The 20363-nt window shown below is 66.7% G+C and carries 20 protein-coding genes and 1 tRNA gene; 9 read left to right on the top strand and 12 right to left on the bottom strand.

The window, feature by feature from the left end; genetic code table 11:
* Positions 1–3 precede the first annotated feature (3 nt).
* Positions 4–615 (top strand): dephospho-CoA kinase, encoded by a 612-nt coding sequence (gene coaE, locus RTY46_RS02425; RefSeq protein ID WP_312706503.1) that lies wholly within the window; start codon positions 4–6, stop codon positions 613–615.
* 75 nt (positions 616–690) lie between these two features.
* On the opposite strand, the gene RTY46_RS02420 is transcribed toward coaE, so the two are convergent.
* From RTY46_RS02420 to RTY46_RS02390, 7 genes are all read right to left on the bottom strand, one after another.
* The gene (locus RTY46_RS02420; RefSeq protein ID WP_312706502.1) at positions 691–2061 is read right to left on the bottom strand and encodes a HAMP domain-containing sensor histidine kinase; all 1371 of its coding nucleotides are present in this window, start codon (positions 2059–2061) and stop codon (positions 691–693) included.
* Positions 2024–2701, bottom strand: coding sequence for a response regulator transcription factor (locus RTY46_RS02415; RefSeq protein WP_005410804.1), 678 nt, complete (start codon positions 2699–2701; stop codon positions 2024–2026). The genes RTY46_RS02420 and RTY46_RS02415 overlap by 38 nt, the downstream gene beginning before the upstream one ends.
* An 8-nt stretch (positions 2702–2709) precedes the next feature.
* Positions 2710–3177 carry a hypothetical protein gene (locus RTY46_RS02410; protein WP_312706501.1) on the bottom strand — a complete coding sequence of 156 codons (468 nt, stop codon included), beginning with the start codon at positions 3175–3177 and terminating at the stop codon, positions 2710–2712.
* An 86-nt stretch (positions 3178–3263) separates the two neighbouring features.
* Positions 3264–3740: a hypothetical protein gene (locus tag RTY46_RS02405; RefSeq protein WP_312706500.1), complete on the bottom strand. Its 477-nt coding sequence runs from the start codon at positions 3738–3740 to the stop codon at positions 3264–3266.
* 256 nt (positions 3741–3996) lie between these two features.
* Positions 3997–4875 carry a 30S ribosomal protein S6--L-glutamate ligase gene (gene rimK / locus RTY46_RS02400; RefSeq protein ID WP_108757016.1) on the bottom strand — a complete coding sequence of 293 codons (879 nt, stop codon included), beginning with the start codon at positions 4873–4875 and terminating at the stop codon, positions 3997–3999.
* Between the two features lie 142 nt (positions 4876–5017).
* Positions 5018–5091: transfer RNA gene (locus RTY46_RS02395), tRNA-Gly, on the bottom strand.
* Between the two features lie 157 nt (positions 5092–5248).
* Entirely contained in the window at positions 5249–7081 is a 1833-nt protein-coding gene (locus tag RTY46_RS02390; RefSeq protein ID WP_312706499.1) for an autotransporter domain-containing protein, read from the bottom strand.
* 205 nt (positions 7082–7286) lie between these two features.
* On the opposite strand from RTY46_RS02390, the gene thiS reads away from it, so the two are divergent.
* The 4 genes from thiS (at position 7287) to RTY46_RS02370 (ending at position 11038) form a co-directional block, all read left to right on the top strand.
* Positions 7287–7487: a sulfur carrier protein ThiS gene (thiS, locus tag RTY46_RS02385; protein ID WP_312706498.1), complete on the top strand. Its 201-nt coding sequence runs from the start codon at positions 7287–7289 to the stop codon at positions 7485–7487.
* A 147-nt stretch (positions 7488–7634) separates the two neighbouring features.
* Entirely contained in the window at positions 7635–8429 is a 795-nt protein-coding gene (locus tag RTY46_RS02380; protein ID WP_312706497.1) for a thiazole synthase, read from the top strand.
* Positions 8429–9163 (top strand): tRNA (guanosine(46)-N7)-methyltransferase TrmB, encoded by a 735-nt coding sequence (gene trmB / locus RTY46_RS02375; RefSeq protein ID WP_200732119.1) that lies wholly within the window; start codon positions 8429–8431, stop codon positions 9161–9163. Before RTY46_RS02380 ends, trmB begins: the two co-directional genes overlap by 1 nt.
* A gap of 27 nt (positions 9164–9190) precedes the next feature.
* A complete protein-coding gene (locus RTY46_RS02370; protein ID WP_312706496.1) occupies positions 9191–11038 on the top strand; it encodes an SLC13 family permease in 1848 nt (615 codons plus the stop codon).
* A 329-nt stretch (positions 11039–11367) separates the two neighbouring features.
* On the opposite strand, the gene RTY46_RS02365 is transcribed toward RTY46_RS02370, so the two are convergent.
* Positions 11368–11706, bottom strand: coding sequence for a Rieske (2Fe-2S) protein (locus RTY46_RS02365; protein ID WP_312706495.1), 339 nt, complete (start codon positions 11704–11706; stop codon positions 11368–11370).
* 177 nt (positions 11707–11883) lie between these two features.
* On the opposite strand from RTY46_RS02365, the gene RTY46_RS02360 reads away from it, so the two are divergent.
* From RTY46_RS02360 to RTY46_RS02345, 4 genes are all read left to right on the top strand, one after another.
* Positions 11884–12168 (top strand): hypothetical protein, encoded by a 285-nt coding sequence (locus RTY46_RS02360; RefSeq protein ID WP_312706494.1) that lies wholly within the window; start codon positions 11884–11886, stop codon positions 12166–12168.
* A gap of 78 nt (positions 12169–12246) precedes the next feature.
* Complete coding sequence (locus tag RTY46_RS02355) at positions 12247–12963, top strand: fumarylacetoacetate hydrolase family protein (protein WP_312706493.1); 717 nt, start codon at positions 12247–12249, stop codon at positions 12961–12963.
* Between the two features lie 54 nt (positions 12964–13017).
* Positions 13018–13422: a large-conductance mechanosensitive channel protein MscL gene (gene mscL, locus RTY46_RS02350; RefSeq protein WP_312706492.1), complete on the top strand. Its 405-nt coding sequence runs from the start codon at positions 13018–13020 to the stop codon at positions 13420–13422.
* 252 nt (positions 13423–13674) lie between these two features.
* Positions 13675–15096 carry a M28 family peptidase gene (locus tag RTY46_RS02345; protein WP_312706491.1) on the top strand — a complete coding sequence of 474 codons (1422 nt, stop codon included), beginning with the start codon at positions 13675–13677 and terminating at the stop codon, positions 15094–15096.
* Between the two features lie 115 nt (positions 15097–15211).
* On the opposite strand, the gene RTY46_RS02340 is transcribed toward RTY46_RS02345, so the two are convergent.
* The 4 genes from RTY46_RS02340 to RTY46_RS02325 form a co-directional block, all read right to left on the bottom strand.
* Positions 15212–16663: an alanine/glycine:cation symporter family protein gene (locus RTY46_RS02340; RefSeq protein WP_312706490.1), complete on the bottom strand. Its 1452-nt coding sequence runs from the start codon at positions 16661–16663 to the stop codon at positions 15212–15214.
* 10 nt (positions 16664–16673) lie between these two features.
* Positions 16674–17660: a hypothetical protein gene (locus RTY46_RS02335; protein ID WP_312706489.1), complete on the bottom strand. Its 987-nt coding sequence runs from the start codon at positions 17658–17660 to the stop codon at positions 16674–16676.
* Positions 17661–17837: 177 nt separating this feature from the next.
* Complete coding sequence (locus tag RTY46_RS02330) at positions 17838–18680, bottom strand: TrmH family RNA methyltransferase (RefSeq protein WP_312706488.1); 843 nt, start codon at positions 18678–18680, stop codon at positions 17838–17840.
* On the bottom strand, positions 18681–20189 hold the full coding sequence (locus tag RTY46_RS02325; protein ID WP_312706487.1) for an alanine/glycine:cation symporter family protein: 1509 nt from the start codon (positions 20187–20189) through the stop codon (positions 18681–18683). It abuts the gene before it with no gap.
* Between the last annotated feature and the right edge of the window lie 174 nt (positions 20190–20363).

Below are 20363 nucleotides of genomic sequence, written 5' to 3'. Positions count from 1 at the left end.
GCCATGAGCCGCTATGTGGTGGGCCTGACCGGCGGCATTGCGGCCGGCAAGAGCGAAGTGACCCGGCGCTTCGAGGCGCTGGGCATCGTGGTGGCCGACGCCGATCTGGCCGCCCGCGCCGTGGTGGCCCCTGGCGCACCGGCACTGGCGCGCATTGCCGAGCGCTTCGGCGCCGACGTGCTGCTGGCCGACGGCACCCTGGACCGGGCGCGCCTGCGCGCCCACGTCTTCGCCGACCCGGCCGAACGCACCGCGCTGGAAGCGATCACCCACCCGGCCATCCGCCTGCTGATGCAGCAGCAGTGCGAGCAGGCACCCAGCGCCTATGCCATCGCCGCCATCCCCCTGCTGACCGAAGTGGGCGGACGCACCGCCTATCCGTGGCTGGACCGCGTGCTGGTGGTGGATGCGCCGGAGGCCGTGCAGCATGCCCGGCTGATGCAGCGCGACGGCATTGACGCCGCGCTGGCTGAGCGGATGATGGCCGCCCAGGCCAGCCGTGCACAGCGGTTGGCGCTGGCCGATGACGTGGTGACCAATGACGGGAAGCCGCAGGACCTGCAGGCGCAGGTGGAGCAGCTGCATGCGCGGTATCTTGGGTTGGCCGGGGGTTGAGGCCTGGTTGCCGGCCAGCGGCCGGCACGACCAACGCGTATCCACGCATGGCGTGGATCTACTGTAGAGCCCCGCTTACAGGGGCTTCGGCGAGAAGGTCAGCGTGGCGATCACGCCGCGCTGCCCGCCCGGGCGCACGCTCACCTGCCAGCCATACAGATCGCACAGGCGGCTGACGATCGACAGGCCAATACCACCGCCCTGCGAATGACCGGCGTGGGTACCGCGATAACCGCGCTGGAACAGCTTGGCGGCATCTTCCTCGCTCAGGCCAGGGCCGCTGTCGGTGACCGACACCGCGTTGCTGCCCACGTGCACGCGCACGTCGCCGTCCTGGGAATACTTCACGGCATTGCCGATCAGGTTGCCCAGCGCCACGGAAAGCGCAGCCTCGGGCGCGTCGATCACCAGATCGCGCTCGCCTTCCAGCACCAGCTCCAGCGGTTTGCCACCCAGCTGTGCGCGGTGGGCATCCAGCAGCTGCTCGGCCACACGGGCCACGTTGCTGGTGCCCTGCCCGCGCTCGTTGCGCGACAGCAGCAGCAGCGCGCCAATCAGGTCGCTGCACTGCTGTTCGGCGCGCTGGATGCGCTGCAGGCGCTGCAAGACCTTGTCGTCCAGACCCGGGCGGGTCAGCAGCAGTTCGGTGGCACCGCGAATCACGGCCAGCGGGGTGCGCAGCTCATGGCTGACGTCGGCATTGAACTCGCGGTCGCGCTGCACCACTTCGGTCAGCCGCGACGAGTAGTCATCCAGCGCCTGCGCCAGCTGCCCCACCTCGTCATCGGGGAAACGCGGCGCCAACGGCTCGGGATCGCTGGTGCCACCGCGGTAGGCCCGCAGCCGCGCGGCAAGATCGGACACCGGCTTCATCACCTTCGACGCCGACCACCACCCCAGCACCAGCGACAGCAGGCTGAACACCAGCACCGAGATCAGCAGCGCGCGGTTGAGCTGCTGGCCGCCGCGCACGCTGTCGGTCATGTCATAGGCGAGGAAGGCCCAGGCATCAGGCGTCTTGCGTACGGCCAGCTTGTAGGAATAGCGCTGGCCCCGCTCGTCGATGCCGCCCATGTTGTAAAGGCCGTCCTTGAATTCGTACCAGTCCGGCTCTTCCTGCCGCAGTGCTTCGAACTTGTCCGGCTTGATCAGGCGGGCGTACATCTGCTGCACGGGCAGATCCGGATTGCGCTCCGGGTTTTCATGGAACCGCCGCGCATACTCATTGATGTTGCGGTTCATCACGTCTTCCACCAACTGGTTTTCCACGCGCATGCGGGCCCAGTTGGTGGCGAACGCGAACAGTGTTGTCAGGCAGAAGCCCAACAACACGAACGACACGATGATGCGGCTGCGCAGGCGCCGCCGATAAGGCGTGCGCCGGCGCTCCCCTTTCGCCGCCACCGAATCAGGCTTCCGGTGTGGCGATGCGGTATCCGATGCCATGGCGGGTCTGGATCAGCGGCACTTCGAACGGCTTGTCCACCACCGCACGCAGGCCGTGGATGTGCACGCGCAGCGAATCGGAATCGGGCAGCTCCTCGCCCCACACGCGGGTTTCCAGCTCCTGGCGGGTCACCACGGCCGGGGCCGCCTCCATCAGGGCCTGCAGGATCTTCAACGCCGTGGGGTTGAGCTGCAGCAGCTTGCCCTGCCGGCGCACTTCCAGCGTGTCCAGGTTGTATTCCAGATCGCCGGTCTCCAGCACGCGGGTCTGCACGCCCTTGCCACGGCGCGACAGTGCGTTCAAGCGCACTTCCACTTCCTGCAGCGCGAACGGCTTGATCAGGTAATCGTCGGCGCCCGAATCGAAGCCGGCCAGCTTGTTGTCGAGCGAATCGCGGGCGGTCAGCATGAGCACCGGGGTCTGCTTGCGCGCTTCATTGCGAAGCTTGCGGCAGACCTCGATGCCATCCATGCCGGGCAGGTTGAGATCCAGGACAATCGCGTCGAACTCGTGCACCACAGCCAGATGCAGGCCGGTCACGCCGTCGGCGGCGAAATCCACCGTGTGGCCCCGGTCCTCCAGGTAGTCACCCAGATTGGCTGCAATGTCGCTGTTGTCTTCGATTACCAGGATTCTCACTGTCACCTCTAATTGGTTGTGGCCGGGCCGCCGCCCTGCGCACGAATCATGTTGCGGTTGGCGTCGTCACGCATGCGATCGCGCTGGGCCGCCGTCAGGCATTGCGTGGTCGCACGGTTGGAGCCGGTGACCTTTTCACGTCGGCATATTAGACGACTATCTTCACGAGCCTGTGTCAAAACTACGTTCACAGTCTCCTGGTCGTTGAACACCTGGGTTCGAACCGATTCAGGCATGGGTGCTCCGTCGCGGTACTCCTCCCCAACCCGGCGCAGGCGCACCAGGGTTTCGCGCAGGCGACCACGGTCCTGCGGGCTGAGCTCGGAATAGGTTTCGCCGTCGTTCAATGCCTTGTCGATCTTGTCCAGCTGCGGCAGCAGCGGCTGGCCGGCCTGCAGTGCGGCCTCCTTGGCATGGGCCGACACCGCAAGTGCCAAGCCAGAAACCAGCAGCGCAACCATCAATGGATGCTTCACGGGTACCGTCCTTGTTGATGTGAACGCTGACTGTATGCGCATGCGCTCAAGGCCATCAAGTGCCCAAGGCAACGCATTGAACCCGGTCAGCGGCGGTCGTTCGGGTTCAAGTTGCTGTAGGAGCGCTGGTCGTTCAGCAACGCCTTGCCCTTTTCTTCCATGCGCCTGCGCTCGGCCACGGTCAGGCAACGGCTCTTGGGCATGTTGCTGCCGGTGGTGCGGGTGTGCTGGCAGATCATCCGGCTGTCGGCGTGGGCCCGGGTCAGCAGCGTGTTCACCCGTTCCTGATCGTTGAACACCTCGTTCTGGACCGCCGGTGGCAGCTCCTGCAGGGTCTGCCGATCCCCCATGTGCTGGGTGATGCGTGCCAGCGCCTGCCGCACCTGGGCACGGTCGTCGGCGGAGATCTCGCTGTAATCGCCATTGTCCAGGGCCTTTTCGACCCGGCGCACCTGCTCGGCCACGGGGGCCTGGCGGTCCATCTGTACGGCACTGCTTTCCTGTCGGGCCTGTGCGACCACGCTCAGGCCCAGCAGCATTGCGATCGTCGTCATGCGGTACATCACCAGCCTCCCGATCCTTCCTGGAACGAAGGGGCCACTTTACGAGGCTACCGCGCCCCGGACAAGCGAGGGCCGCCGCTGCAGGCCGCCGCATAAAAAAGGCCCAGACGGTAAGCCGTCTGGGCCTGAAGTCGTATCCCGATTACCGATCCTGCTGAGAGGCAGAGCTGCGGTTCGATGAAGCCTACGCCCCGACCGATTAAAGCCGTGTTAAACCGCCGACCACACCCTGAACACCAATGCAAACAGCTGATAATCAAGGCTTTTTAAGCTTCTCCACGTGCACGATGATGCGTTCGGCCACGTCCACGCCGCAGGCCGCCTCAATGCCTTCCAGGCCCGGGGTCGAGTTCACTTCCAGCACCAGCGGCCCGCGCTGGGAGCGGATCAGGTCCACCCCGCACACCGACAGGCCCAGTGCCTTGGCCGAGCGCACCGCCACCTGCTGCTCGGCGCGGCTGGCCTTGGCCGCCTGGGCCGTGCCACCGGCGTGCAGGTTGGAACGGAAATCGCCCTCGGCCGCCTGCCGCTGCATGGAGGCCACGACCTGGTCGCCCACCACGAAGCAGCGCAGGTCGGCCCCTTTGGCCTCGCCAATGAATTCCTGCATGAGGAAGTTGGCGTACAGACCGCGCAGCGCCTCCACGATGCCGCGCGAGGCACTGGCCTTTTCGGTCAGGATCACGCCACGTCCCTGGGTGCCCTCGTTGAGCTTCACCACATGCGGCGCCGGGCCCAGCATGGACAGCAGGTCTACGGTGTCGTCGGGGTTGTCGCCGAACACGGTTACCGGCATGTCGATGCCCTTGGCCGCCAGCAACTGGTGCGCGCGCAGCTTGTCGCGCGAACGCAGGATCGCGTCTGACGGATTGGGCGTGCGTGCGCCCATCAGCTCGAACTGGCGCAGCACAGCGGTGCCGTAGCGGGTGATGGAGGCGCCGATGCGCGGAATGACCGCGTCCACACCCGTCATTGGCCGTCCCTTGTAGTGCATCGAGAAGCCGTCGGCGGCAATGCGCATGTAGCAGCGCAGCGGGTCCAGCACGCGCACGGTGTGGCCGCGCGCGCGCGCAGCCTCGACCAGCCGGCGGGTGGAGTACAGCGAACTGTTGCGGGACAGGATGGCAAGCTTCATCGCGGGGGCATCGGGCGGCAGGCGCGCAGCATAGCGCGGGCGTGTGGCGGCGCGATGATGCGGATGTGCGCGGCAAGCCAACGCGCTACGGCACCCACAAAAAACCCCGGCAGTGGCAGGGCCACAACCGGGGTTGGAATGCTGGAGCGGGCGATGGGAATCGAACCCACGTCAGTAGCTTGGGAAGCTACAGCTCTACCATTGAGCTACGCCCGCAGTGCAGGGTGGAATCTTATGCGCAGCAGCCGGTGTTGCGCAATGGCGGCATGCCGCCGTGGGGTCAGAGCCGTTTCCAGGCGGAAACGGATCCGACCCCGGGCGTGTTGGGGTCAGATCCCTTTCCAACCGGAAAGGGCTCTGACCCCGCCTTGCATCAGAAGCTGCCGCTGAAGCTGGCGAACACGGTGGCGTCCATCGCACGCTTCTGCAGCGTGGTGGCGCTGATGCCGACGTTGCTCTGCAGGCCGAACAGTTCCATGCGCGCGCCCAGGATGGCGGTGGCATAGTTCTTGTCGAAGTTCATGCCCGGCACACGGTACATGCCCACGTCCGGCAGGCTCTGCACCCAGGCGCTGGCCTGCTGGGTGTCTTCGAACTCGTGGTCGTAGGTCAGCTGCGCGTACGGCTTGACGGCGCCGCCGTCGAAGCGGGCCTGCCAGCCGATACGGCCCACGGTGGAGTCGACATCCTGCTGGCCGTAGCCCAGGCCGGTGGCCAGGGTGTTGGCGTCGGCGGTTTCGGTGTAGCTGTCGATCTTCACCTTCTGCCAGATGACCGAGGCGATCGGGCCGTGGCGGAAGCCGCCTTCGGTGCCGAACTCGTAGCCCGCGTTCAGTGCCGCGGTCAGGTTGCTGCCGTCCGGCGAGCCGCCGTGTTCGCGGGTGGCCGGGCCCAGCTGGACCTTGCGGTTCACGTCATACGACAGCCAGGTGTAGCTGACCTGGCCGTTCACCCACACGCGCTCGCCGTACCAGCCTGCGAACAGACCGGCGGTGGTGTCCTTCTGGGTGAAGTCGCCACGGCTGTTGCCGAAGTCGGCGTCCATGCGGCCGAAGCCGGCGAAACCGCCCACCACCATGCCGTCACGTGCCCAGTCGATACCGGCCAGGCCGGCCGGGGCCATGCCGTCGTACACATCGGCGTGGTCGTAGCGCTGCATGTCGCCGCGCAGGCCACCCCACCAGGACAGCCCATCGGCCGGACGACCGCTCTGGTGCAGGCTGACCTGGTCGGCGCGCGAACGGCCGATGGTCTGCGCCGAGTGGCTCAGCACCTGCTGCAGGCGCGGGCCTTCCAGGATGGAGAGCGCGTACTGGCCCAGCATCTGGTGCGCGCCGGCAGTCGGGTGCACGTCATCGGCGAACAGGTACGTGTTGGCCGCGTCCGGGCTCGCATACGCCAGCGGGCTGCAGGTCAGCGACGAGGCCACCAGGCAGGCGCGGCCGGTGACATTGCTGAAACCGTACATGCCCGGGCTGGCGATGATTTCGTGCAGCAGGGTGTAGGTATCGAGCGGAATGAAGTCGATGCCGGCCTGCTTCAGGCCGCCGTACAGGGCGCTGTTATAGGCATTGGACAGCGAGGTGCCCAGCGCCTGGCCCGCAGCGCCGCGGTCGATGAACCCCGGGGTGATGCCCACGTCGGGCAGGTTCGGCACCATCACGTACTGGGCACCGGCCTGCTTCAGCGACGACACGATGCCGATCTGGTCGGTCACCGCCGCGCCGATGATGGCCGGCGCCTGCGCCGGGGTGGTGATGGCGAACAGATCGTTGGCGCCGCCCCACACGGTGTACAGCGAATTCGGGTCAGCCTTGCCACCGTTGGCGGCCAGGTAGTTGGCGGTCTGCGTCTTCAGCGACGGCACCGGCACGTTGCCGAACGCCGGCTGGGTCAGGTCGGTGCCCACGCGGGCGCCACCCACGGCGTAGTTGTCACCGGTGCGGCCCAGCCCGTTCGGGGTGGCATTGGTGCCGTAGTAGTCGGCCACGTACTGCGACCACACCCAACCCGGGTTGGTGGTGAACTGGCCCACCACCGGGCGCACTTCGGCCGGCAGCAGCGGGCGGTAGTAGCCACCGTCGGTCAGGCTGTCACCGAAGAAGACGGTGCTGTTGAACGGGGATTCGCCTGCCATGGCCGGCAGCGCGGCCAGCGCGATCGCGGCCGCCATGAGGGAGCGGATCGGGCGTTTGCTGAGCAGCATGTAAAAACTCCTGGGGGAAAATGTTGAGGACCCGGCGCACGTACGCCGGCGCACGGTGAATGGTTTCACCGTCCCGCCGATTGCTCACGCTGCGCCGCCGCATGAATTGTCGCCCGGATGGCGCCGCCATCGCTGTGCCGGAGGTGGCGTTGCGGAGGATTTGCAACGGTTCCGATACAACCGGCCCATCGGCGACAATGCGGCCATGAACATCCAGCTCAATGGCGAACCCCGCACCCTGCCCGCCGCGGCCACCGTCCACGACCTGTTGGCGGCCGAACACCTGCTGCAGCGGCGGGTGGCCGTGGAAGTGAACGGCCAGATCGTCAGCCGCAGCCAGCATGGCGAGCACGCGCTGGCCGACGGCGATGTGGTGGAGATCGTGCACGCTCTGGGCGGCGGTTGAGGCAAAGGGGTCGGATCCCTTCGCACAGCGAAGGGCTCTGACCCCCACGCATCACGCCACGGGTCAGAGCCCTTTGCCGCTGGCAAAGGGATCCGACCCTGCTTCCGGCGTGACCCCATCTTCAGGCGGATAGGCGATAATTGCGGCATGAACGTTCATGTCTCCCCTGATTCGCTGGTGATCGCCGGCAGGACCTACGGCTCGCGGCTGCTGACCGGCACCGGCAAGTTCAAGGATCTGCAGGAAACCCGCCTGGCCACCGATGCGGCTGGCGCCCAGATCGTCACCGTGGCCATCCGCCGTACCAACATTGGCCAGAACCCTGGCGAACCGAACCTGCTGGACGTGCTGCCGCCGGACCGCTTCACCATCCTGCCCAACACGGCCGGCTGCTACACCGCCGAAGATGCTGTGCGCACCTGCCGACTGGCGCGCGAGCTGCTGGACGGCCACAACCTGACCAAGCTGGAAGTGCTGGGCGACCAGAAGACCCTGTACCCGGACGTGGTGCAGACGCTGAAGGCCGCCGAACAGCTGGTGAAGGATGGCTTCGAGGTGATGGTCTACACCTCCGACGACCCGATCCTGGCCAAGCGCCTGGAAGAGATCGGCTGCGCGGCGGTGATGCCGCTGGCCGCGCCGATCGGGTCGGGCCTGGGCATCCAGAACAAGTACAACCTGCTGCAGATCATTGAAGACGCCAAGGTGCCGATCATCGTCGACGCCGGCGTGGGCACCGCATCGGATGCGGCCATTGCCATGGAGCTGGGCTGCGACGGCGTGCTGATGAACACCGCCATTGCCGGTGCGCGCAACCCGGTGCTGATGGCCAGCGCCATGCGCAAGGCCGTGGAAGCCGGCCGCGAGGCCTTCCTGGCCGGGCGCATTCCGCGCAAGCGCTATGCCAGTGCGTCTTCGCCGGTGGAAGGGGTGATCGGCTGATGACCAATCCCTTCGACAGTGCCGGTTCCAAGGCCCCGCCCAAGCCCTTCACCGTAAGCGAGGGCCGCCGCGAGGTGCGCAGCTTCGTGCTGCGCCAGGGCCGCTTCACCCCCGCTCAGCAGCGCGCCTTCGACGAACGCTGGCCGCGCTTTGGCATCGACTACAACGGCCAACCGCGCGACCTGGACGCGACCTTCGGCCGCCCGGCGCACAAGGTGCTGGAAATCGGCTTCGGCAATGGTGCCGCCCTGCGCTTTGCCGCCCAGCACGACCCGTCGCGCGATTACATCGGCATTGAAGTGCACGCCCCCGGCGTGGGGCGCCTGCTGAACGCGCTGGCCGATGACAACGCCGACCACGTGCGCCTGTACCACCACGATGCGGTGGAAGTGCTGCAGAACGAGATCGCCGACGGTGCGCTGGATGAAGTGCGCATCTACTTCCCCGACCCGTGGCACAAGAAGCGCCACAACAAGCGCCGCCTGCTGCAACCGGCGTTTGCGGAGCTGATCGTGCGCAAGCTGCGCCCCGGTGGCCGCCTGCACTGCGCCACCGACTGGGAAGACTACGCCGAGCAGATGTGGGACGTGCTGGACGCCACCGCCGGGCTGGTCAACCGCGCCGGCCCGCGTGGCAGCGTGCCGCGCCCGGACTGGCGCCCGCAGACCCATTTCGAGACCCGCGGCCAGAAGCTGGGCCACGGCGTCTGGGATCTGCTGTACGACCGTACCTGACCCACCACCGAGGACACTGCGCCCCACATGGATACCGCGCTGACGCTGACCAACGACATGAAGCTCGTGCTCGGGCTGGTTGGCTTCACGATGGCGATGTTCCTGTTCGAGCGCATCCGCGCCGACGTGGTGGCGCTGGTGGTGCTGGTGGTGCTGGGCGTGACCGGCCTGATCGCCCCTGAGGAAATCTTCGGGGGTTTTTCCGGTAACGCGGTGATGAGCATCATCGCCACCACCATCCTGGGCGCGGGCCTGGACCGCACCGGCGCACTGAACCGATTGGCGGCGTGGTTGCTGCGGCGCGGCCACGGCGTCGAGCAGCGGCTGCTGATGATGACCACCGCCATTGCCGGCTTGAACTCCTCGTTCATGCAGAACCCTTCGGTGATGGCGTTGTACCTGCCGGTGGCGTCGCGCCTGGCCGCGCGCACCGGGCTGACCCTGCAGCGCCTGCTGCTGCCCATTTCCGCGGCGATCGTGATGGGCGGCGCGTTGACCATGGTCGGCAATTCACCGCTGATCCTGCTGAACGATCTGCTGGCCTCGGCCAACAACAACCTGCCCTCCGGCCTGGCCACCATCGAGCCGCTGCGCATGTTCGCGCCGCTGCCGATCGGCCTGGCACTGCTGGTCGCTTCGCTGCTGTACTTCCGCTACTACGGCGACCGCAAGCTGATCGAGGAAGAGAACCTGGCGAACGACGGGGTGACCCCGGCGCGCACCGAAAGCTACTTCGCCAAGACCTACGGTATTGAAGGCGATGTCTTCGAGCTGGTGGTGACCGCCGAGAGCCCGCTGGTGGGCATGACCCTGGGCGAGGCCGAGAACCTGCACGATGCGCCGCTGCTGCTGGCGCTGAAAACCGGCAACGACACCCGGCTGGCGCCGCCGGCGGAAATGCGCATCTGGGTGGGCAGCGTGCTGGGGGCGATGGGCCCGCGCGAGCAGATCAGCGATTTCGCGCAGAACCAGTTCCTGCGCATGTCCTCGCGCCTGAAGCACCTGGGCGATCTGTTCAACCCCAGCCGCGCCGGCATTTCCGAGGCCGTGGTGCCGCCCACCTCGAACGTGATCGGCAAGAGCGCGGCCGATCTGCGCCTGCGCAAGGAACGTGGCATCAGCCTGCTGGCGATCAACCGCGACAAGCAGGTGATCCGCGAGGACGTGCGTGACGTGCAGCTGCGCGCCGGCGACATGCTGGTCTTCCACAGCATCTGGACCGATCTTGCGCAGGCCGCACGCAGCCGCGACTTCGTGGTGGTGACCGACTACCCGACCGGCGAGCAGCGCCCGCACAAGTTCAAGATCGCCATGGCGATCTTTGCCCTGACCATCCTGATTGCGCTGACCAGCAAGCTGCCGGTGGCGCTGACCCTGATGACCGGCGTGGCCGGCATGCTGCTGACCGGCGTGCTGCGCATGGACGAGGCCTATGCCTCGATCAACTGGAAGACGGTGTTCATGATGGCCGGGCTGATCCCGCTCGGCTGGGCGATGGATTCCAGTGGTGCGGCGGCCTGGGTGGCTGGGCATACCATCGACAAGCTGCCCACCGGCATTCCGCTGTGGGTGCTGGAAGTAGCCCTGGCACTGCTGACCACCGCGTTCTCGCTGGTGATCAGCCATGTGGGCGCGACCATCGTGATGGTGCCCATTGCGGTGAACCTGGCGCTGGCGGCGGGCGGTAACCCGACCGCGTTCGCGCTGATCGTGGCGTTGTCGGCGTCCAACAACCTGATGACCGCGTCCAACCCGGTCATTTCGATGATCACCGGCCCGGCCAACTACACCCCGCGCGAGATGTGGCGCGTGGGTGGGCCGCTGTCGCTGATCTACACCTGCGTGGTGGTGCTGATGATCAACCTGATGTTCTGATGGTTGGGTTTGTGGGCAGGGCTGCGCCCTGCACCCGCAGAAGCCGAAGCAACAGCAACAGCAACAGCGGGTTTACTGGGTGATGGCGGGGTGGGTCCGGTTGCGGGGGCCGCTGCAAGTACGTCCATGTAAGCTCGGTCGCCGCATCCATGCGGCTCACGCCCCCGCAACCGGACCCACCCCACCTTCGACAGATTTCTGCGATCTGCCAGAACGGCATCGTGCACCGCTTCGGTAGGTGTCGACCTTGGTCGACACGGTAGATCCACGCCGTGCGTGGATGCTTCTGTAGAGTCGAGCCATGCTCGACTGCTTCCGGCCCGATGGGGTCAGGCCAGGTAGACCTGCCCGTCGCGCACATCCACCGGCACCGCACGCAGGCGATCGCCCTTGCAAGGGCCTGCCACGCAGTCGCCGCTGTCCAGCGCGAACGAAGCGCCGTGCGCGGCACACACCAGGTGGCCTTCGCGGCTTTTCAGGAACTGCCCCGGCGCCCAGTCTAGGCGGCGGCCGGCATGCGGGCAGATGTTCAGGAAGGCGCGCACGTCATTGCCGTGGCGATACAGCACCACCGATTCGGCATCCCCCTCCAGCAGCGCTTCGACCTCGGCAAATGCCCCGTCTGCCAAGGCATCCAGTGCAATGAGGGCGGCGGCGGTGGCGGTCATAGCGAAAGCTCCAACGTAAAGCGCCATTCTCGCACGCCCGCACAGGTCGCTGGCTCTCACATGAACACAAGTCATTGATTGGTAATAAGCCGAGGCTATATTTAACGACTTTTTCACTCAATGACAGTGGCGCCTCCGGATACTGGCAGCTCGCTGATTTCAGCCTATCGAGCCGCCATGTTTACTCGCGCATCCGCCATCCACCAGTTCCGTACCCTGTTCGCGCCGCGCAAACCGCGCAACCCGCTGGTACGCATCGCCGTGGGCCTGCTGGGCCTGGCCATCCTGGCCGCCATGGTGTTCGTGGGCGTGTTCGTGGGCGCAGCGATGATCCTGATCGGCCTGGCGTGGAAGCTGCTGGCCTCGCGCAAGCCGGCCAGTGTCGGCCGTGCCGCCGACCCCAATGTGGTGGAAGGCGAGTACCGCGTGGTGCGCAAGTCGGCGCTGTCGTCGCCGCGCTGAAGCACTGAAGACACGCACCCGCTGACGGCGGGCCGCGTTAGGTTCTAGACTGCGGGCACGCCCTTTCTGGATGTCCGCATGTCCGATGTTTCCGATGTGATTGCCGCCCCCGCCGTGCCCCGGGTTCCCGTGGTGGGCGGAGGCAGCTTCCCCGTGCACCGCGTGTACTGCGTGGGCCGCAACTTCGCAGACCACGCGCGTGAGATGGGCGCAGCCGTTCCGGCCACCGACGATCGCGGCCGACCGATGTTCTTCACCAAGCCAGCCGACGCCATCGTTGTCGGCCACGACGATGTGATTCCCTACCCGCCCGCCACTGCCAACCTGCACCACGAGGTGGAGCTGGTGGTGGCCATCGGCCGCGATGCACCGGCCGGTGAACTGGCCGTGGCCGATGCCGAAGCACTGGTGTACGGCTATGCCGTGGGCCTGGACCTGACCCGCCGCGACCTGCAGGCCGCCGCCAAGGAGAAGGGCCACCCGTGGGATTCGGCCAAGGGCTTTGATGCTTCTGCGCCGATCAGCGAAATCGTGCATGCCGGCGAGGTGGGTGATCTGGCGGCACTGAATCTGTCGCTGGAAGTGAATGGTGAAGTGCGCCAGCAATCGCTGCTGGACCAGATGATCTGGAACGTACCGGAAATCCTGCACGAGCTGTCCAAGCTGTGGCAGCTGCGTGCTGGCGACCTGGTGTTCATGGGCACGCCGTCGGGCGTGGCCGCGTTGAAGCCGGGCGACCGTTTCAGCGCACGCCTGGAAAACGTGGCCGAGCGCCACGGCGTCATCGCTGGCTGACATCTGCTGCGTTACCCTGCGCCCTGTCCCCTCGCCCTGTGGAGAAGAACAACAATGGGAATGCTTACCGAGTTCAAGGAATTTGCGATGCGCGGCAACGTCATCGACCTCGCCGTAGGCGTGGTGATCGGCGCAGCCTTCGGCAAGATCGTCACCGCGCTGGTCGAAAAGATCATCATGCCGCCGCTGGGCATGCTGATCGGCAAGGTGGATTTCTCTGACCTGGCCTGGGTGCTGTCACCGGCCAGCATCGGCCCGGATGGCAAGGAGATTCCGGCCGTGGTGATCGGCTACGGCGATTTCCTCAACACGCTGGTGCAGTTCATCATCGTGGCATTCGCCATTTTCCTGGTGATCAAGGTGATCAACCGCCTGTCGCGCAAGAAGGAAGCCGCCCCGGCCGCACCGAAGGAAGAAGTGGTGCTGCTGCGCGAGATCCGCGACAGCCTGAAGCGGTAAGGTCGACCTTGCTCGACTTCGCCCGTCTGTAGAGTCGAGCCATGCTCGACTGGGCGGGACGATAATCAAGGTAGCGCCGGGCCATGCCCGGCGAGCGAAGCGGATCGTGGACCTCCGCCGGGCATGGCCCGGCGCTACCGCTTTGCCGCACATGGCCGGAAAACAGCATTCAGCCCCGGCATGACCTCCCACCCATGCGCCGCACTGAACGACTGTTAAGCTCCAAGGCTGATTCCCTTCCCGGAGCTGTCCATGCGTCGCCGCGTCCTTGCCATCGCATCGTCCCTCGCCCTGTTGGCCGCGCCGGCCTTCGCGGCGCCCCGCACCACCACGCTCCCCCCCACCTCGCTGGCCACGGCCGCGCAGCTGCGCGACCAGGCGCTGGCCGATGACACCGGCTGGAAGGTGGTCGAATCGCTGACCACCGAAATCGGCCCGCGTATTGCCGGCAGCGAGGCCGATGCCCGCGCCGTGGCCTGGGCCGAAGCCAAGTTCAAGGCCCTGGGCTTTGACAAGGTCTGGAAGGAACCGGTGACCTTCCCAAAGTGGGAGCGCCGCAGTGAACACGCTGCCGTAACCGGCAAGAATCCGCAGCCGCTGCAGATCACCGCGCTGGGCGGCAGCCCCGGCGGCACCGTGGAAGCCGAGGTGGTGCGCTTTGCAGACCTCGCCGCCCTGCAGGCTGCGCCGGCCGGTTCGCTGAAGGGCAAGATCGCCTTCGTTGACTACCAGATGCTGCCGTTCCGCGATGGCCGCGATTATGGCCGTGGCGGTGCGATCCGCAGCAAGGGCCCGTCCGAGGCCATCCGCAAGGGCGCGGTTGGCTTCCTGATGCGCTCGGCCGGTACCGATTCGCACCGCGTGCCGCACACCGGCATCACCCGCTTCGACGAGGGTCTGACCCCGGTGCCGTCGGCCGCCCTGTCGGTGCCCGACGCCGACCAGCTGGCACGCCTGCTGGCCCGTGGCAGCACCACGGTGAAGGTAGCGCTGGACTGCGGCTGGGATGGCACGGCCACCTCGTACAACGTGATCGGTGAGATCACCGGGCGCAGCCTGCCCAAGGAAGTGGTGGTGATCGGCGGCCATCTGGATTCGTGGGACCTGGGAACCGGCGCGGTGGATGATGGCGCCGGCGTGGGCATCACCATGGCCGCCGGCCATCTGATCGGCCAGCTGAAGCAGGCGCCGAAGCGCACGATCCGGGTCATCGCCTTCGCCAACGAGGAGCAAGGCCTGTACGGTGGCAAGGCGTACGCAGAAGCGCATGCCAAGGACGTGGCCCTGCACCAGCTGGCCGCGGAGAGCGACTTCGGCGCTGGGCGCATCTATGCGTTCAACACCGGCTCGCCGAACCCGGAAGGTTCGCGCGAAGCAACCAGGCAGATTGCCGAGGTAATGAAGCCGCTGGGCATCGAGTACCAGGCCGACAAGGGCGGCCCGGGCCCGGACGTGGGTCCGCTGGCGGCCAAGGGCGGTGCGTGGGCGTGGCTGGCACAGGATGGGTCGGACTACTTCCACCTGCACCACACCGCCGACGATACGCTGGACAAGATCGACCCGAAGGCGCTGGCGCAGAACGTGGCCGCGTACACGGTGTTCGCCTATCTGGCCGCCGAGGCCGATGGCAGCTTCGGCAGTGAAGCCAAGGCAACCACGCCGCCGAGCGAGTGATGCGGTGATGTGATGGGGTCAGAGCCCTCGCATGCGCGAGGGATCCGACCCCGGTCGCAGTGAAGTCACGGGGTCAGACCCCTCGCCTTGGCGAGGGCTCTGACCCCGCTTTCGTTCAGGTCTCCCAGACCCGAGTGTTGCGCACGCCGATTGCCTGCGGATTGAACAACGGATCACGCTGCCTGCGCTTCTGCTGCTCGTAATCCCGCAGTGCAGCCAGCGCAGGCTTCTGCAGCAGCACGATGGCGATGATGTTCAACCAGCTCATCATGCCCACGCCGATATCGCCCAGCGACCAGGCCACGGTGGCGCTGTTCATGGCCGAATACCCGGTGGCAGCCAGGAACAGGAACTGGAACACCACCACCACCCCTGCACTGGGACGGTCGCGGAACAGGTAGCTGACGTTGGTTTCGGCCATGTAGTACAGCGCCAGGATGGTGGTGAAGGCGAACGGCAGGATCGCCAATGCTACGAACGAGCGACCGAAGCCCGGCAACGCCGATTCCACCGCGTGCTGCACGAAGCGCGGCCCGGCCTCGACACCGGGCAGATTGGCGAACAGCAGGCGTGCCTCGTCGGGCACACCATTCACGGCCGGGTCGTAGACGTTGTACAGCCCCGTCGACAGGATCAGGAAAGCGGTCGCGCTGCACACCACCATGGTGTCGATGTAGACCGAGAACGACTGCACAAGCCCCTGCTTGACCGGGTGCGAGACTTCCGCCGCCGCGGCCGGATGCGCGCCACTGCCCATGCCGGCCTCGTTGGACAGCACGCCACGACGCACGCCCCACTGGATGGCGGTACCGATCATCGCGCCGAACGCCGCATCCACGCCGAACGCGCTGCGCAGCACCAGGGCGAAGACCTCCGGGACCTTGTCCACGTTGATGACCATCACCACGCCTGCAACCAGCAGGTAGGCCACGGCCATGATCGGCACCACCCACTCGGCTACCCGCGCGATACGGCGCACGCCGCCGTACAGCACGACCGCCAGGATGAGCAGCAGCACCGCCGTGGTACCCGCCACCGGAATGCCCCAGGCCTCGTTCACCGCGCTGGTGATGGCGTTGGACTGCGTGCCCGCCAGCATCGCCCCGGCCATCACCGTGACCAGCGCGAACAGCACCGCATACCAGCGCTGGCCCAAGCCTTTTTCGATGTAGTACGCCGGACCGCCGCGATACTGGCCGCTGGCATCGCGCTCCTTGTAGATCTGTGCCAGCGTCGATTCGATGAAGGCGCTGGAGGCGCCGAGGAAGGCAACGATCCACATCCAGAAGATGGCGCCGGGTCCACCGAAGGCGATGGCCATGGCGACACCGGCGATGTTGCCGACACCGACCCGGCTGGACAGGGACAACGACAACGCCTGGAACGGTGAGACGCCCGCGGAGGAGCGCTCGTGGCGGAACATCAGCCGCAGCATGTCCGGCAGTGCGCGCAGCTGGATGAAACGGGTACGGATGCTGAAGTACAGGCCGGCCAGCAGGCACAGCACCACGAGCAGTGGGCTCCAGACCACGCCCAGCACGCTGTTCACAACGGATTCGACAGTCATGACACGCCCCTCAGAAGAACACGCCCAGGGCGACCTGGGGGCTGATGACGCGACCGGTGTTGCGCCCAGCGACGGTGAACTCCACCCCGGCGATCAGGCCCAGCGACGGGCTGAAGTGGTACTCGACCGCCGGCGCCAGGGACAGCGAGCGACTGGCCGGGCGAAGTTCATTGATATGACGCCCGCTGCCGTCGGCAGTGGGAGTGAAGCCGATCAGGCGCTGGCCGGTTTCGCGGCTGGCGGCGACTTCCATCACGCCGACCCAGCGGTCGTTGAAGCTGTATTCGCCGGCCACCGAGAGCCCCAGTACCGAGCCACGTGCGATGTGGCCCTGGAAGCCCGCTTCGGTGCCGTAGATGCTGGCGCCGGACAGCGCCGTGCGCGCGGGCGCAGGCCCGGCCATCAACTGACCACGCCAGCGCAGCGGCCGCCCGTTCGGCATCCACACCACCTGCTGCACGCCCAGCGCCAGGGTGGTGCGCTGCACGCCATCTCCCTGCGCATCGAGTGGATTGCCGCTGATGCGGTCGTGGCTGCCGGTGCTGAAGCGCTGCGTCAGCGCCAGCGATACCGCGGGCCGGGTGCCATCGGCGTTCGGCGCCTGCAGCAGGTACTGCAGCCGGGCAGTCGTATCGCCAGCCCGGAAGCCGCTGCTGTGCCCGTTGCCGGATTCGGCGCGTGAGGCGCTGAGGTTGACCTGGCCCATCAGGCGGTCGCTGAAGCCGTACATGACCGGCAGGACCACTGCCCACGCGCCACTGTCCTGCGCGCTGCGCTGGCGCTTGCCGTCCGCATCGTAGTGCGCGTTGCTGTCGACACGCACCAGGTAGGGTTCGAGGAACCAGCGGCCCTGTGGCAGGCCGGCGGGATTGGGGGTGATGAGCGGGCCCATGAAGTTGACGTTCTCCAGGCTGTGCTCGCTGGCCCCAGCAGGGGCGCAGGCCAGCGCACAGACCAGCATCACGGACACGGACAGGGTGCGTTGCAGGTAGGACATGACAGCCACTCCGGGAACAACGTGGGATGGAGTTCCACCCTGCGTCGCCAGAAATGGCAGACCAATAAGGAAAGTTTCAAATGACCAGCAGGCATTGCGAATTGCAAAGCGTGCTTGGCAACTGCCTGGGGTCGGATCCCTCGCCTACGGCGAGGGCTCTGACCCCGACCCGGCAACTCAGCCGCGGCGGCTGGCCCACTGCGCCAGCAGTACCGCCGTGGCGGATGCGACGTTGAGGCTTTCCACCGCACCGCTGCCGGGAATCGAGACCTGCTGATCGCACTGGCTGGCCAGTTCGCGGTCCATGCCTTCGCTCTCGGCGCCCATCACGTACACCAGGCGTGCCGGCAACGTCGCGCGGAACACGTCTTCGCCGCCGTCCACCAGGGTGGCGGCCAGGCCGAAACCGGCCGCACGCAGCTGCGCCATGGCCTGCGCATCGTCAGGCAGCTGCACCAGCGGCACCGCTTCGGCACCGCCTTCGGCCACGCGCGCGGCGGCACCGGACAGGGCCAGCGTGCTGCCGGCCGGCAGCAGCAGGGCCTTCGCGCCAAAGTGTGCGGCCGAACGCAGGATCGCGCCCAGGTTGTGTGGGTTGCCCACGCCATCCAGCCACAACGCCAGTGCGGGCCCATCGCCCACCTGCTGCAGCCACTGCACCAGTTCCAGCGCAGGCGCGCGCAGCACGTCGGCCACCACGCCTTCGTGGTGGGTGGTGCCGGCCAGCTTGTTCAGATCGCCGTCTTCCACCACGCGGTAGCCCACGCGGTTGGCCACGCACCACTTCAGCAGCGGCTGCAGGCGCGGAATGCGCGCCTCCAGCAGGTACAGCTTGCGCAATGCCTGCGGGCGGGCTTCGAACGCGGCCAGCACGGCGTTCAGGCCATACAGGCGCAGTTCGTCATTGCCACGCCCACCGGCGCCTGCACCACCGCCACTGCCCTGCCCTTCCGGGCGCGGCAACGGTGTGGCGCGCGGCGGACGGGCGGACGGGCGGCGGTTGTTCCAGGGGTTGTTCACTTACACGGTCTCCTGCTTGCGCTGGCGCCAGAAATCGGCGTTCTTGATGCCCAGGGCATCAGGGTCGAACACCGGGTCCAGGCCCAGCTTCTTCTGTCGTTCGTAGTCACGCAGGGCCAGCATCGCCGGCTTCTGGATGATGAGGATGGCGATGATGTTCAGCCAGGCCATCAGGCCCACGCCGATGTCACCCAGCGCCCAGGCCAGGGTGGCGTTGTGGAAGGCACCGAACACGACCATGGCCAGGATGCCCAGGCGCAGCACCTGCACGGTGAGCGGGCGCTTCTTGTTGTGGTTCACATAGCTGAGGTTGGTCTCGGCCATGTAGTAATAGGCCATGATGGTGGTGAAGGCGAAGAAGAAGATGGCGATGGATACGAACGCCGACCCCCAGCCCGGCAGCACCGCTTCCACGCCCGCCTGCGCATAGCCTGCGCCTTCGGGAATACCGGCCAGGCCCTGGAAGATCGGGGCGGCGCCTTCCACCGGCGAATACACGTTGTAGGTGCCGCTGGCCAGGATCAGGAACGCCGTGGCGGTACACACCATCATGGTGTCGAAGTAGATGGCGAAGGCCTGCACGTAACCCTGCTTGGCCGGGTGCGAGACTTCCGAGGCCGCCGCCGCGTGCGGGCCCGAACCCTGGCCGGCTTCGTTGGCATAGATGCCGCGCTTGATGCCCCATTCGATGGCCAGGCCCATCATGGCGCCGAACGCCGCGTGGGTCCCGAAAGCGCTGTCGAAGATGATGCCGAACATTTCCGGTACGCGGTCGGCGTTGATGATCATGATGACGATGGCCATCAGGATGAAGCCAGCGGCCATGAACGGCACCACCACTTCGGCGAAGTTGGCGATGCGCTTGACGCCACCGAAGATGACCACGCCCAGCAGCAGGGCCACCACGATGCCGATGCCCAGCTTCAGCGCCTGCACCTGGTCCATGCCGAAGGCCTGGCCATCCAGCGGGCCGCACAGCGCGGTGCCACGGCAGGCGTTGATGACGCTGTCAGCGATGGCATTGGCCTGCACGCCGGGCATCAGGAAGCCGGCGGCGATGATCGTGGCGACGGCGAAGGCCAGCGCATACCACTTCAGGCCCATCGCCTTTTCGATGTAGTAGGCCGGGCCACCGCGGTAGCGGCCTTCGGCATCCTTGGTCTTGTAGATCTGCGCCAGGGTGCATTCCACGTACGAGGTGGACGCGCCGAGGAAGCCCATCACCCACATCCAGAAGATCGCGCCGGGGCCGCCGAAGGCGATGGCGGTGGCCACGCCGGCGATGTTGCCGATGCCCATGCGGCCGGCCATGGACATGGCCAGGGCCTGGAACGAGGACACGCCGGCGTCGGACTTCTCGCCCTTCACGGTCAGGCGGCACATCTCGAAGAAGCCGCGCAGCTGCATGAAGCGCGTGCGCAGGCTGAAGAACAGGCCGGCGCCCAGGCACACCACGATGAGTGCCTTGCTCCAGATGATGCTGTTGATGAAATGTACGGTTGCTTCCACGCGCGCTCTCTCCAGTCGGCGGGTTGGGGGACGTCCCGTCGGCTGGAAGGGACGGCACCGATTCTCCCTGATCGCGGACCGGTGCGATAGCGCCCGAAGCAATCCGCCGGGCATGGCCCGGCGCTACCCGCGGCGGAATCGGTAGCGCCGGGCCGTGCCCGGCGAGCGCAGCGG

Source organism: Stenotrophomonas sp., assembly GCF_032056425.1.
Taxonomy (GTDB): Bacteria; Pseudomonadota; Gammaproteobacteria; order Xanthomonadales; family Xanthomonadaceae; genus Stenotrophomonas.
This window is presented reverse-complemented; position numbering and strand designations above follow the sequence as displayed.

What these genes read in the sequence shown, in the direction of transcription:
- RTY46_RS02345 (WP_312706491.1), top strand. Translation starts at nt 13,675, where the DNA reads ATGCGTCGCCGCGTCCTTGCCATCGCATCGTCCCTCGCCCTGTTGGCC.
- RTY46_RS02405 (WP_312706500.1), bottom strand. Translation starts at nt 3,740, where the DNA reads ATGTACCGCATGACGACGATCGCAATGCTGCTGGGCCTGAGCGTGGTC.
- trmB (WP_200732119.1), top strand. Translation starts at nt 8,429, where the DNA reads ATGACCAATCCCTTCGACAGTGCCGGTTCCAAGGCCCCGCCCAAGCCC.
- RTY46_RS02365 (WP_312706495.1), bottom strand. Translation starts at nt 11,706, where the DNA reads ATGACCGCCACCGCCGCCGCCCTCATTGCACTGGATGCCTTGGCAGAC.
- RTY46_RS02355 (WP_312706493.1), top strand. Translation starts at nt 12,247, where the DNA reads ATGTCCGATGTTTCCGATGTGATTGCCGCCCCCGCCGTGCCCCGGGTT.
- RTY46_RS02370 (WP_312706496.1), top strand. Translation starts at nt 9,191, where the DNA reads ATGGATACCGCGCTGACGCTGACCAACGACATGAAGCTCGTGCTCGGG.
- RTY46_RS02380 (WP_312706497.1), top strand. Translation starts at nt 7,635, where the DNA reads ATGAACGTTCATGTCTCCCCTGATTCGCTGGTGATCGCCGGCAGGACC.
- RTY46_RS02335 (WP_312706489.1), bottom strand. Translation starts at nt 17,660, where the DNA reads ATGTCCTACCTGCAACGCACCCTGTCCGTGTCCGTGATGCTGGTCTGT.
- RTY46_RS02420 (WP_312706502.1), bottom strand. Translation starts at nt 2,061, where the DNA reads ATGGCATCGGATACCGCATCGCCACACCGGAAGCCTGATTCGGTGGCG.
- thiS (WP_312706498.1), top strand. Translation starts at nt 7,287, where the DNA reads ATGAACATCCAGCTCAATGGCGAACCCCGCACCCTGCCCGCCGCGGCC.
- RTY46_RS02340 (WP_312706490.1), bottom strand. Translation starts at nt 16,663, where the DNA reads ATGACTGTCGAATCCGTTGTGAACAGCGTGCTGGGCGTGGTCTGGAGC.
- RTY46_RS02360 (WP_312706494.1), top strand. Translation starts at nt 11,884, where the DNA reads ATGTTTACTCGCGCATCCGCCATCCACCAGTTCCGTACCCTGTTCGCG.
- mscL (WP_312706492.1), top strand. Translation starts at nt 13,018, where the DNA reads ATGGGAATGCTTACCGAGTTCAAGGAATTTGCGATGCGCGGCAACGTC.
- rimK (WP_108757016.1), bottom strand. Translation starts at nt 4,875, where the DNA reads ATGAAGCTTGCCATCCTGTCCCGCAACAGTTCGCTGTACTCCACCCGC.
- RTY46_RS02390 (WP_312706499.1), bottom strand. Translation starts at nt 7,081, where the DNA reads ATGCTGCTCAGCAAACGCCCGATCCGCTCCCTCATGGCGGCCGCGATC.
- coaE (WP_312706503.1), top strand. Translation starts at nt 4, where the DNA reads ATGAGCCGCTATGTGGTGGGCCTGACCGGCGGCATTGCGGCCGGCAAG.